This window comes from Mesorhizobium sp. CO1-1-7 (genome assembly GCF_020164885.1).
GTDB lineage: Bacteria > Pseudomonadota > Alphaproteobacteria > Rhizobiales > Rhizobiaceae > Mesorhizobium > Mesorhizobium australicum.
Genome location: NZ_JAIUHA010000008.1, coordinates 20,763 through 32,656, shown reverse-complemented (window position 1 = coordinate 32,656; position 11,894 = coordinate 20,763). Strand labels below are relative to the sequence as shown.

Sequence of the window (11,894 nt, the reverse complement as noted above, 5' to 3'; positions counted from 1 at the left end):
ACACCGATCCTGCAGGTCTTTACGCGAAAGTCCCGTGGCAGTGCTTGTATTTCTTGCCGGAGCCGCAGGGGCAGGCTTCGTTGCGGCCGACCTTGCCCCAGGTTGCGGGGTTGTTAGGGTCGCGGTCCTCGGGAGCGACGATGGCGGTGCTTTCCTGGCGTACCAGAAGGGCCGTTTCGCCGCCTTCGAAATCATTCTCGCCGGTGGTGCCGTCAATATGCGTGCCGAACATGTCGGGCGCTTCAGGCGGCGGCGCTTCGGCGGCCTGGCGGACCAGTTCGACGCGCATCAGCTGCGCGGTGACGGCCTGGCGCAGATTGCCGAGCATCGCCTGGAACAGCTCGAACGCCTCGCTCTTGTATTCCTGCAGCGGATCGCGCTGGGCGTAGCCGCGGAAGCCGACGACCGAACGCAGATGGTCGAGATTGACGATGTGTTCGCGCCACAGATGGTCGAGCGTCTGCAGCACCACGGAGCGCTCGACATAGTTCATCACCTCGGGACCGAAACGGTCTGCGCGTTCTTGTGCCGCGGCGTCGGCGGCTTGAGAGATGCGCTCGCGGATGTCGTCCTCGGCGATGCCTTCTTCCTTCACCCAATCCTCGATCGGCAGGTCTAGATTGAGGAATTCGGCGACCTCGGCCTTCAGGCCGGCGACGTCCCACTGTTCGGCATAGGCGTTTTCGGGAATGGCCTTGGCGACGATCTCGTCGATGACGCCCGCGCGCATCTCGCCGATGGTCTCCGAAAGGCCCTCGCCGTCCATCAGCTCGATGCGCTGCTCGAACACCACCTTGCGCTGGTCGTTGGAGACGTCGTCATATTTCAACAGGTTCTTGCGGATGTCGAAGTTGCGCGCCTCGACCTTCTTCTGCGCCTTTTCCAGCGCCTTGTTGATCCAGGGATGGATGATGGCCTCGTCTTCCTTGAGGCCGAGCTTCTGCAGCATGCCGTCCATGCGCTCGGAGCCGAAGATGCGCATCAGATCGTCCTGCAGCGACAGGAAGAATTTCGATCGGCCGGGGTCGCCCTGGCGGCCAGAGCGGCCTCTGAGCTGATTGTCGATGCGGCGCGATTCATGGCGCTCGGTGGCAAGCACGTAGAGGCCGCCGGCGGCCAGCGCCTTTTCCTTCAGGCGCTCGACGTCGGCATTGATTTCCTTTTCGCGCGCTTCGCGTTCGGGACCTTCCGGCATGTCGCCCAGCTCCTCGGCAATGCGCATCTCGGCATTGCCGCCAAGCTTGATGTCGGTACCGCGGCCGGCCATGTTGGTGGCGATGGTGATGGCGCCGGGCTTGCCCGCCTGGGCAACGATTGCCGCTTCCCGCTCGTGGTGGCGGGCGTTCAGAACCTCGAAATCCGTGAAGCCCTCCTTGCGCAGGCGCTCGGCCAACTGCTCGGACTTTTCGATCGAGGTCGTGCCGACCAGTGTCGGCTGACCCTTGGCGCTGGCTTCGCGGATCTCCCTGACGATCGCCTTGTACTTCTCCTCGACCGTCCGGTAGACCTCGTCGTCCTCGTCCTTGCGGATGACCGGCAGGTTGGTCGGAATCTCGGTGACTTCGAGACCGTAGATGTTGCCGAATTCCTCGGCTTCGGTCAGCGCCGTGCCGGTCATGCCGGAAAGCTTCTTGTAGAGGCGGAAGTAGTTCTGGAAGGTGACGGAAGCAAGCGTCTGGTTCTCCGGCTGGATCGCCACGTGTTCCTTGGCTTCAAGCGCCTGGTGCAGGCCTTCCGAATAGCGGCGGCCGGGCATCATGCGGCCGGTGAACTCGTCGATGATGACGATCTCGCCGTTGCGCACGATGTAGTCCTTGTCGCGCTGGAACAGCCGGTGCGCCTTCAGCGCGTTGTTGACGTGGTGGACGATGGCGACGTTCTCGACATCGTAGAGCGACTCGCCCTTGAGCAGGTCGGCATCGCGCAGCATGTTCTCCAGCTTCTCGGTGCCTTCCTCCGTAAAGATCGAGGTCTTCTGCTTCTCGTCGATCTCATAATCCTGCGGCTGCAGCTGGATGATGAAGGTATCGATGGTGTTGTACATTTCCGAACGGTCCTCGAGCGGACCGGAAATGATCAGCGGCGTGCGCGCTTCGTCGACCAGAATGGAATCGACCTCGTCGACGATCGCGTAATTGTGACCGCGCTGCACCATCTGGGCGCGCTCGTACTTCATGTTGTCGCGCAGATAGTCGAAGCCGAGCTCGTTGTTGGTGGCGTAGGTGACATCGGAGGCGTAGGCGACGCGACGCTCCTCGTCCGACAGGCCATGGACGATGACGCCGACCGAGAGGCCGAGGAATTTGTAGACGCGGCCCATCCATTCGGAGTCGCGGGTGGCGAGGTAGTCGTTGACGGTAACGACATGGACGCCGTTGCCGGCAAGTGCGTTGAGGTAGACCGGCAGCGTCGCGACCAGGGTCTTGCCCTCGCCGGTGCGCATCTCGGCGATGCCGCCATTGTGCAGCACCATACCGCCGATCAGCTGGACGTCGAAGGGGCGCATGCCAAGCACGCGGCGCGCGGCCTCGCGGGCGGTTGCGAAGGCTGGGATCAGCAGATCGTCGAGGCTGGCGCCGTTGGCGATGTCCTGGCGAAATTTTTCCGTGCGGCCGGCAAGCTCGGCATCGGAGAGCGCCCGCATCTCGTTTTCCATGGCGTTGATCGCCTCGACACGGGGGCGGGTCGATTTGACCCGACGGTCGTTGGAGGAACCGAAAACCTTACGGGCGAGACCGCCGAGACTGACCATCCAATGGTCCTTTCGATAGAATTCTCAATCTTGAGACAGGCGCCGGCCGGCCCCATCACATCCACGTGAACGCACCGCCTGAATACGGGCAAACACAAAAAACGCCCGGAAAACGGTTCTGGACGCCAAGTCGATGGACAGATAAGAGGGGGCTCAACTGATGTCAACGCCGCGCTGGCCCTGCCGGTCGCGCCAAATTCCGCCACAATCTGGCTGATCTGGAAGCCACCCTCCCTACAATCCCTGACCGGAGTCATCCTTATGTCCTTGTTGTTCAGCCGTGCGTCGCTTGCCAGCCTTGGCCTGGCCCTCGGCCTGTCGGCTCTTTGCTTGTCGCCTGTCACGGCGCAGGAGACCGCTCCCGCTCCGGCCGCCCCCGCCGCCCCGGCGGATGCGGCTGCCCCGGCCGCGGCGCCGGTCGACCCGAATACGGTGATCGCCACCGTCAACGGCCAGCCCTTGACCGAAGCCGATCTGGTGCTTGCCGAAGGCGAGCTGTCGCAGCAGTTCGCGCAGTTGCCGCCCGAGCAGCGCCGCGCCGCGGCACTTTCGGCGGCCATCGAAATCCGCGTCATGGCAGCCAAGGCGGTCACCGACGGTCTCGACAAGGATCCTGACTTCCAGCGCCGCATGGCTTTCCTGCAGCAGCGCGCCCTGCATGGCGAGATGGTCGAGAAGGGTGTGGTCGACAAGGTCACCGACGCCGAGGTTCGCGCCCGCTACGACCAGGAAATCGCCAACACGCCGCCAGTCAACGAGGTGCATGCCCGTCACATCCTCGTGAAGACGAAGGAAGAGGCCGAGGCGATCATCAAGCAGCTCGACGGCGGCGGCGATTTCCAGAAGCTCGCCAACGAGCACACCAGCGATCCCTCGGGCAAGTCCAATGGCGGCGATCTCGGCTGGTTCGGACCTGGCCAGATGGTGCCGGAGTTCGACAAGGCGGCCTTCGCGCTCGAGGTCGGCAAATACACCAAGGAGCCGGTGCAGACGCAGTTCGGCTGGCATGTCATCAAGCTCGAGGACAAGCGCGCCAAGCAGCCGCCGGCCTTCGACGACGTCAAGGACCAGGCCAAGCAGGCGGTCATCCGCGACAAGTATTTCGCGCTGGTCAAGTCGCTTCGCGCCGGCGCCAAGGTCGAGATTCCCGACGCCAATCTGAAGAAGGCCGTCGACACGCTGGAAAGCGCCAAGTAACACACGCAATCAGGAACGGCGCGGCGAGTGGTTGCTCGCCGCGCCTATTTTTTTGCCGTTTTTTAGCGCCTGGGCGTGACGATGCCTCGCGTGACATAGCCAACAGCGGTTCGTATCGTGGCTTCATCCACGTCGAGGCGGTTGGTCAAAAGATGCTTCCAGGCGAAGGACCCGATCAGATCGGCGACCACCTCTGAATCGATATCGTCGGCAATTTCACCCCTTGCCTTAGCGCGGTCCACGATCTGGCTGTTGTGAGTCCGGCGCCCGGTGGCATAGCCGGCGAGCGCCGCGCCGGCGGTCTCATCCGATTGCGCTTCGGCAATCAGCGACCTGTACACGCTGCCCGAAGGCGTGTCGCGCCAATGCGCGAACAGGTTTTTCAGGAAGCCGACGAGGTCTTCTTCCAAGCTTCCGCTGTCTGGGATGTCGACGCGCTTCTGGCGCTGATAGACTTCGAGCAGCAATGCCGCCTTGCTTGGCCACCAGCGATAGATGGTCGGTTTGCCGGCGCGCGCGCGGCGCGCCACGGCCTCGATCGAGAAGCCGGCATAGCCGCCTTCGACCAGCACTGCCTCGGCCGCCTCCAGAATGGCGTCCGCGCTGTCGGGATTGCGCCGCGCACCGATCGATCTGCGCGCCGTATCCACCTCCTCGGCCATGCCTGTCGTCCCCGTTTCAATTCGCCGGCAATGATAAGTGATCCCGCTTGCCAATGTGGAAGATCATAGCGCCACGGACCCCGGCGACGCCAACAGATTTGAAATGCAAGCTTGATCCTGAACGGGTTTGCCCTCCGCGGGAGCGACGAAAACGCGCTTGCACCGGCTCGCCGTATCGGGCAAACCGGCCTTCCCTTGCGATTTTCCCGCCCGAGGTCTGAATGTCCACGACGATTTCCCCGCTTGCGCCGAAGAAATACCCCAAAATGCCAGAAATCGAAGGGGTGCGCATCGCCACCGCCGAAGCAGGGATAAAGTACAAGGGCCGCACCGACCTGCTGGCCATGGTGTTCGATGCAGGCACCGCGGTCGCCGGCGTGTTCACCAGGTCGAAATGTCCCTCGGCGCCGGTTGATTTCTGCCGCCAGAACCTTGGCTCGGGCAAGGCGCGGGTGCTGGTCGTCAATTCCGGCAACGCCAACGCCTTCACCGGGCAGAAGGGCCGCGAATCCACCGCTCTGACGGGCGAAGCGGCGGCGAAGGCCGCGGGCTGCACGGCAGGCGAGGTTTTCCTGGCCTCGACCGGCGTCATTGGCGAACCGCTCGACACGGCCAAGTTCAGCCATCTGCTCGCCGGGCTGGTCAGCGACGGCAAGCCGGACCTGTGGACAGAGGCGGCAAAGGCCATCATGACCACGGATACGTATCCGAAAGTGGCGACGGCGACGGTCAAGCTCGGCGACGCCGATGTGACCATCAATGGCATTTCCAAAGGCGCCGGCATGATCGCGCCCGACATGGCGACGATGCTGTCCTTCATTGCCACCGACGCGCCGATCGCGGCTCCTGCCCTGCAGGACCTATTGTCGCGCGGCACGGCCAAGACGTTCAATGCTGTCACCGTGGACAGCGATACCTCGACCAGCGACACGCTGCTGTTGTTTGCCACCGGCAAGGCGGCAAAGCGCGGCGCGCCCGAGATCACCGATCCCAGGGACGCCCGCCTTGGCCAGTTCCGCCGGGCGCTCGGCAAGGTGCTGAAGTCGCTGGCGTTGCAGGTGGTGCGCGACGGCGAGGGCGCCCGCAAGCAGGTCGAGGTCACCGTCACCGGGGCCAAGTCGGCCCGCTCGGCCAAACGCATCGCGCTGTCGATCGCCAATTCGCCGCTGGTCAAGACGGCGGTCGCCGGCGAGGACGCCAATTGGGGCCGCGTCGTCATGGCCGTCGGCAAGGCCGGCGAGCCCGCGGATCGCGACCGGCTGTCGATCTGGTTCGGCGACAACAGGCTGGCGCACGAGGGTGAGCGCGACCCCAACTATTCGGAAGAAAAGACCTCGGCCTATATGAAGCGCGACGACATCCGCATCCGCGCCGATATCGGCATCGGCCGCGGCAAGGCGACAGTGTGGACCTGCGATCTCACCAAGGAATATGTCGCCATCAATGGCGACTACCGGAGCTGATCGCCTTGGTTTCGCGTCATCCCGCAAGCATGCTCGCGACCGTGCGCCGCTATGAGGCGGCCGGCTTTCGCGCCTGGCCCGCGGCCGCCGTCCACTATGACGGCACCTGGGTGGTGCGCCTGACCGCCGGTCATCCGGCCAAGCGGCTGAACTCGGTCAATCCGCTCGATCCCGGCGACATCCAGCACATCGCCGACCGCATCGGCCGCGCGAGCCGCCGTTTCGACGCGTACGGCCGGCCGCTGACGTTCCGCATGTTGCCATTGTCGGGTCCCGATCTTGCCAGTCATCTCGACAAGGAGGGCTGGAGCCGGTTCGACGAATCGCTGGTCATGCGACTGCCGCTGGCCGATGCGCAGCTCGACGCCGCCATGGACCAGATCCCGCTCAAGGACATCAGCCGCTTTATCGGCGCACTGCTCAAGGTCAGCAGCTCGGACGTGTCGCTGCGGCCGGGCCTGTCGGAGATCATCGGCGCTATCCAGCCTGAAGCCGGGCTGTTCGCACTCGAGGATGGGACGGAGCCGCTGGCGACGCTGATCTGCGTGCATGACGGCGATCTCGCCGGCCTGTTCGAGGTCGCTACCGATAAGGCGGCGCGCAACAAGGGCCACGGCCGCAACCTGATCCTGTCGGCGCTGAAATGGGCGAGGCTGCGCGGCGCACGGGAAGCCTGGCTGCAGGTCGAGGCCGGCAACGCGCCGGCGCTGGCGCTTTACCGCGCGCTCGGCTTCGAGGAAGTCTATCGCTACCACTACCGCCGGCCCGCTGTTCATGGGTGAAATCGGGCATGAATGATGTGCAATCCAGCGGCAAGCGCCTGCTTCTGGTCGCCGCTTGCGCGCTGGTCGATGCCGATGGTCGGGTGCTGCTGGCGCAGCGGCCGCAAGGCAAGCAACTCGCAGGCCTGTGGGAGTTTCCCGGCGGCAAGGTCGAGGCCGGCGAGACGCCGGAACAATGCCTTATCCGTGAACTGCAGGAGGAGATCGGTATCGAGACCGAGATCCCATGCCTGGCGCCGCTGACCTTCGCCAGCCATTCCTATGACGACTTCCACTTGCTGATGCCGCTTTTTGTCTGCCGCCGCTTCCGCGGCATCGCCCAGCCGAGGGAAGGGCAGGCGCTGAAATGGGTGCGGCCCAAACAGATGCGCGACTATCCGATGCCGCCGGCCGATGCGCCACTGATCCCCTTCCTGATCGATCTCCTTTGAGGATCTGGTTGGACCACCGTCCATATCAGCCAGCGTTAATGGAAGATTTATCTCATCATGAAAAATTGATGCATGGCCGTTTTTCGTGCGGCCGCCGCCATTTCGCTGGGGAGCGATAGAATGAGCCTGGACAGGGATTGGGATTCGATCCGGCCCGAGCGCGGCTTTCGTGTCGCTGATGCGGGCATGGGCGTCCTGCGCCTCACGCTGCTGTTCGGATCGGCCGCCGTGGCGCTGGCGTTGATCGCGACCCCTTTCCTCGACAACCAGGCGCGTTCGCAAACGGCCCGAGACGGTTTCCCCGGCCTGGACATGACGGCTACCGGTTCGATCAGGCATCGCAGCACCTATACGGTACGCCGCAGCGTGCTGCAGGCCGATCCGGGAGGCGTCTGCATTATCCGTTCCGATGGCAAAAGCAGTGGCGACTGCTGACCAGGCCAGGACATTTCCGACGGTCGGCGACTTCACCGCCTGTTAAGCCTTTGCCGTTAACCTTTCTTAACAGGTCCGCGGTAAAGTTTCCGCAACGGGGATCGAGGTCATGAAAACAGTGCTGCTGCGTTTTCTGAAGGACGAAAACGGCGCCACGGTCGTCGAATATGGTCTGATTATCGCCGTGCTGTCGCTGACGATCATCGGCGGTATCGGCCAGGTCTTCAACTCGCTGACCTGGCTGTTCAGCGACAACTCCAGCAGGCTTGCCAACGCCTTTGCGCAATGAGGCTGGTGCCTGCGAACAGGTCAATGCCCATCAGGTCCCTCCAGTATAGTCTTCAGCGAAACCTTGGCTGAACCGGGTTTCAGCGGCTTTTGCTGCGATGCATCGGGCGCCCAGCCGGACATCCAGACCGTCGAGAAGCTTGCCCTGATACGACCGTCGGGGTCGGAAAAGCGTTCGGCGTAGATTTCCGCGGCGCGGGCAAACAGCTGGCGCGTGCCCGGCCGCCGGCTGCGATCGGCCAGCGCGCTGGTTTCGCCCATGGCACGCAGATCCGCCATCAGGGCAAACAGGTTGGCATAGCGCACCGTCACCGTCTCGACGTCGGCGACCGGCAGCGCGAAACCGGCGCGCTGCAGCAACGCACCGGCATCGCGTACGTCGGTGAACGGGATGACGCGAGGGCTGACGCCGCCGTAGAGCTCTGTCTCGGCGGCAAGCAGGCTTTCGCGCAGTTCCGCAAGCGTGCCGGCGCCTGCGAAAGCGCCGAGAAAAAGTCCGTCCGGCCGCAGCGCGCGACGGATCTGGATCAACATGCCCGGGATGTCGTTCATCGCCTGCAGCGACAAAAGCGATACCACCAGATCAAGACTTTGCGGCTCGAACGGGACGGTCTCCGGCGGCGCAATCAGGCCGGCGGCACCGTTCAGGAAAGCCGCGGCCGTCTCGACACGGGCGAGATCCGCCACCTTGCCGCTCCGCGCAAGGACATCGGCCGCGGCCGATGTCTGGCAAAACAGCACCGCCGCCTTGGCGAACTTTCGCTCGACGGCGCCCAGCCGGTCGGCGAGATCCTCGGCGGCACGGCGCATGAGGAAGTCGGCGCCGTCAACCGGATGGATGAGCGCGCGCCGCTTGTGCGCCAGCCACAGAGAGGTGTCCATTATAGGCTGCAAGGGATTGATCCTTGTATGTCGGCGCCCTGATATGGTTGGTATGGTGGTGCCGAGCAACCAATCACGTGGCCGATCCGATGCCCAAGATCAAGTCCGTCGAGATCGGTAAGCTAGCCGGGTCTGCTGCCCGGTCGGCTCTGGGCTGGCCGGCGCGCATCCTGTTTCCGCCGGTCTGCGCCGGCTGCCGCCGGCAGGTCTCGCAGCCCGGTGTGTTGTGCGGCGACTGCTGGCCGAAGCTGCGGCTGCTGGAGCGGCCCTGGTGTCCGGTGATGGGCACGCCGTTCACCCATCACATGGGCGATGGTTTTCTGTCGGCGGAGGCTATCGCGGATCCGCCTCCCTTCGAACGGGCACGGGCCGCGGTCGTCTACTCCGGCGTTGCCCGCCAGATGGTGCAAGGGCTGAAATACCAGGACCGCACGGATCTCGCACCCTGGATGGCGCGCTGGATGGTCCGTGTGGGCGCCGAGCTCATCGCCGACGCGGATGTGGTGGTGCCGGTGCCGCTGCATTGGCGCCGTTTCTTCAGGCGGCGGTTCAACCAGTCGGCGGAACTGGCGCGCGCGGTTTGCGAGCTCAGCGGGCTGTCTTTCGCGCCCTCCGCCATGCGGCGCGTGAAACTCACCCGCCAGCAGGTCGGACTGGAGCGGCAGGAGCGCGAGGAAAACGTACGCGCCGCCTTTCGCGTGCCGGCAGAGGCCGAGATCGAGATTGCCGGCCGCAGGGTGCTTCTGATCGACGATGTCTACACCACCGGCGCCACCGTGCGTGCCGCCACCAAGGCGCTGAAAAGGGGAGGTGCGGCCGCCGTCGACGTGCTGACCTTTGCCCGCGTGTTGCCGGGGGACTTCCGGGCGGACGAGTCCGTGACTATATAAGTCGGCAACGGAAGCGGAACTCGTCATGGTCGATGTCACGATCTATACGCGCATGATGTGCGGCTACTGCACGGCGGCCAAGCGGTTGCTGGAGCGCAAAGGCGTCGCCTATACCGAGCACGACGCTTCCTTCTCCCCGGAACTGCGCCAAGAGATGATGTCGCGAGCGCACGGGCGCACGACCTTTCCGCAGATTTTCATAGGTGACACACATGTCGGTGGCTGCGACGACCTCCATGATCTGGAGGCAGAAGGCCGACTGGACAAACTGCTCGCCAACGGCTCGTCGATTTGAGGGTATGACAATGGGTGTTTTCAAGACGGCGGGTGTTTTCAAGGCGGCGGCAGTGCAGATGCGTTCAGGCGAGAGCCCCGAGCGCAATGCGGCCGATATGGAGCGGCTGGTGCGCGAGGCCGCGGGCCAGGGCGCGATCTATATCCAGACGCCGGAGATGACCGGCGCGCTGATCCGCGACAAGGAAGCGCGTGCCGCCTCCTTCACCTCGCAGGACAAGGACATCGTTGTCGCAACCGCGCGGAAGCTCGCCAGTGAGCTTGGCATCTTCCTGCACGTTGGCTCGACCGCCATACTGCGCGCCGACGGCAAGCTCGCCAACCGCGCGCTCCTGTTCGGACCCGATGGCGCGACGCTCGCCACCTACGACAAGATCCACATGTTCGACGTCGACCTCGATAACGGCGAAAGCTGGCGCGAATCCGCCGCCTATGAGCCGGGGACCGAAGCCGTCGTTATCCCGATCAACGATGCGAAACTAGGCTTTGCCGTCTGTTACGACCTGCGTTTTCCGCAATTGTTCCGTGCCGAAGCGATGGCCGGCGCCGAGGTGCTGACCGTGCCCGCGGCCTTCACCCGCCAGACCGGCGAAGCGCATTGGCATGTGCTGCTCAGGGCACGCGCCATTGAGAACGGCGCCTATGTCGTCGCCGCCGCGCAAGGCGGCCTGCACGAGGACGGCCGCGAGACCTATGGGCATTCGCTGATCGTCGATCCGTGGGGCCGCATCATCGCCGAAGCCGCGCATGACGAGCCAGCGGTGATTGTCGCGGAGATCGACCCGGCGCAGTCGCTTGCCGCGCGCAAGAAGATCCCCAATCTCAGGAATGCGCGGGATTTCACCATCAATACCGGCGAGGGGCCGCGTCTCAGGGGCGCCGCATCTTGATCCGCTTTTCCCTGATCTGCGAAAACGAGCATGAGTTCGAGGGTTGGTTTCGCAGCAATGACGATTTCGACACGCAGAAGAAGCGCGGTTTTGTCGATTGCCCCAGCTGCGGCTCGCACAAGGTCGAGAAGGCGCTGATGGCCCCGGCCGTTTCCACGGCCCGCAAGCAGGAAACCATAGCGCTTGCCATGGGCGAGGCGCAGAAGCAGGCGCTGGCGCAGCTGAAGGCGATGGCCGAGAAGGTGCGCGAAAACGCCGACTATGTCGGCGACAAGTTCGCCGAGGAAGCGCGCAAGATCCATTTCGGCGAAACCGATGCGCGCGGCATCTATGGCGAGGCGACGCTGGAGGAGGCCAAGGGCCTGGCCGAGGATGGCGTCGAGTTCATGCCGATCCCGGTGTTTCCGGACGACCGGAACTGAGCGATCAGCTCACGCTGCCGATCAACTTTTCCAGCAGGTGCGAAAGCGTTTCCCGTTCGGTCTGTGTCAGGCCGGACAGGATCTCATGCTCGTTCGCCACATGGGCCGCAACGGCCTCGTCGATCAAGGCGAGCCCCTTTTTGGTCAGCCGCACGACGATGCCGCGCCGATCGTTGGGGTGCGGTGCACGCAGGATCAATCCGGCCTTTTCCAACCGGTCGAGCCGGTTGGTCATGGCGCCTGATGTCACCATCGTCGCTTCATAGAGAGCGGTCGGCGTCAGCGCGTAAGGCGAGCCGGAGCGGCGCAGCGTCGCCAATACATCGAACTCTCCCGCCTGCAGTCCGAAATGGGCGAACAGCGGGGCGAGGCGATCGCGTGCTATCAGCGAGGAGACCTCATTCAGACGCCCGATCACGGCCATCGGCGATACATCCAGGTCCGGCCGTTCCCGCTGCCATTGCTCGATGGCTTTCCCAGCGCGGTCCATCTATCTCACCATAATG

At 64.1% G+C, this 11,894-nt stretch carries 14 protein-coding genes; 10 read left to right on the top strand and 4 right to left on the bottom strand.

What is annotated here, in order from left to right; all coding sequences use genetic code 11:
* Positions 1 to 19 precede the first annotated feature (19 nt).
* Positions 20 to 2,752 (bottom strand): preprotein translocase subunit SecA, encoded by a 2,733-nt coding sequence (gene secA, locus LB516_RS18400; protein WP_140720276.1) that lies wholly within the window; start codon positions 2,750 to 2,752, stop codon positions 20 to 22.
* 261 nt (positions 2,753 to 3,013) lie between these two features.
* Here secA and LB516_RS18395 point away from each other — a divergent pair, with 261 nt between their 5' ends.
* Complete coding sequence (locus LB516_RS18395; protein WP_140874999.1) at positions 3,014 to 3,949, top strand: peptidylprolyl isomerase; 936 nt, start codon at positions 3,014 to 3,016, stop codon at positions 3,947 to 3,949.
* Between the two features lie 62 nt (positions 3,950 to 4,011).
* On the opposite strand, the gene LB516_RS18390 is transcribed toward LB516_RS18395, so the two are convergent.
* Positions 4,012 to 4,611, bottom strand: a complete 600-nt coding sequence (locus LB516_RS18390; RefSeq protein ID WP_224720138.1) for a TetR/AcrR family transcriptional regulator — start codon at positions 4,609 to 4,611, stop codon at positions 4,012 to 4,014.
* Between the two features lie 221 nt (positions 4,612 to 4,832).
* Between LB516_RS18390 and argJ the strand changes: the two genes are divergently transcribed.
* From argJ to LB516_RS18365, 5 genes are all read left to right on the top strand, one after another.
* Entirely contained in the window at positions 4,833 to 6,074 is a 1,242-nt protein-coding gene (gene argJ, locus LB516_RS18385; protein ID WP_140662785.1) for a bifunctional glutamate N-acetyltransferase/amino-acid acetyltransferase ArgJ, read from the top strand.
* A 29-nt stretch (positions 6,075 to 6,103) separates the two neighbouring features.
* Complete coding sequence (locus LB516_RS18380; RefSeq protein ID WP_224720242.1) at positions 6,104 to 6,856, top strand: GNAT family N-acetyltransferase; 753 nt, start codon at positions 6,104 to 6,106, stop codon at positions 6,854 to 6,856.
* Between the two features lie 8 nt (positions 6,857 to 6,864).
* A complete protein-coding gene (locus LB516_RS18375; RefSeq protein ID WP_224586943.1) occupies positions 6,865 to 7,287 on the top strand; it encodes a (deoxy)nucleoside triphosphate pyrophosphohydrolase in 423 nt (140 codons plus the stop codon).
* A 120-nt stretch (positions 7,288 to 7,407) separates the two neighbouring features.
* Complete coding sequence (locus tag LB516_RS18370) at positions 7,408 to 7,722, top strand: hypothetical protein (protein ID WP_140662782.1); 315 nt, start codon at positions 7,408 to 7,410, stop codon at positions 7,720 to 7,722.
* Positions 7,723 to 7,831: 109 nt separating this feature from the next.
* Positions 7,832 to 8,011, top strand: coding sequence for a Flp family type IVb pilin (locus tag LB516_RS18365; protein WP_140787759.1), 180 nt, complete (start codon positions 7,832 to 7,834; stop codon positions 8,009 to 8,011).
* Positions 8,012 to 8,031: 20 nt separating this feature from the next.
* Here the strand turns inward: LB516_RS18365 and LB516_RS18360 are convergent, their stop codons facing one another.
* On the bottom strand, positions 8,032 to 8,904 hold the full coding sequence (locus LB516_RS18360; RefSeq protein ID WP_224586945.1) for a methyltransferase domain-containing protein: 873 nt from the start codon (positions 8,902 to 8,904) through the stop codon (positions 8,032 to 8,034).
* Positions 8,905 to 8,969: 65 nt separating this feature from the next.
* Here LB516_RS18360 and LB516_RS18355 point away from each other — a divergent pair, with 65 nt between their 5' ends.
* From LB516_RS18355 to LB516_RS18340, 4 genes are read left to right on the top strand one after another with little or no spacing between them, the layout of a single operon-like run.
* Entirely contained in the window at positions 8,970 to 9,782 is an 813-nt protein-coding gene (locus LB516_RS18355) for a ComF family protein (RefSeq protein WP_140713097.1), read from the top strand.
* A 25-nt stretch (positions 9,783 to 9,807) separates the two neighbouring features.
* The gene (grxC, locus tag LB516_RS18350; protein WP_127280365.1) at positions 9,808 to 10,077 is read left to right on the top strand and encodes a glutaredoxin 3; all 270 of its coding nucleotides are present in this window, start codon (positions 9,808 to 9,810) and stop codon (positions 10,075 to 10,077) included.
* 10 nt (positions 10,078 to 10,087) lie between these two features.
* Positions 10,088 to 10,966 (top strand): carbon-nitrogen hydrolase family protein, encoded by an 879-nt coding sequence (locus LB516_RS18345; protein ID WP_015315594.1) that lies wholly within the window; start codon positions 10,088 to 10,090, stop codon positions 10,964 to 10,966.
* Complete coding sequence (locus LB516_RS18340; RefSeq protein WP_023770735.1) at positions 10,963 to 11,388, top strand: DUF1178 family protein; 426 nt, start codon at positions 10,963 to 10,965, stop codon at positions 11,386 to 11,388. Before LB516_RS18345 ends, LB516_RS18340 begins: the two co-directional genes overlap by 4 nt.
* Before the next feature lie 4 nt (positions 11,389 to 11,392).
* On the opposite strand, the gene LB516_RS18335 is transcribed toward LB516_RS18340, so the two are convergent.
* Positions 11,393 to 11,878 (bottom strand): MarR family winged helix-turn-helix transcriptional regulator, encoded by a 486-nt coding sequence (locus LB516_RS18335; RefSeq protein WP_224720137.1) that lies wholly within the window; start codon positions 11,876 to 11,878, stop codon positions 11,393 to 11,395.
* Between the last annotated feature and the right edge of the window lie 16 nt (positions 11,879 to 11,894).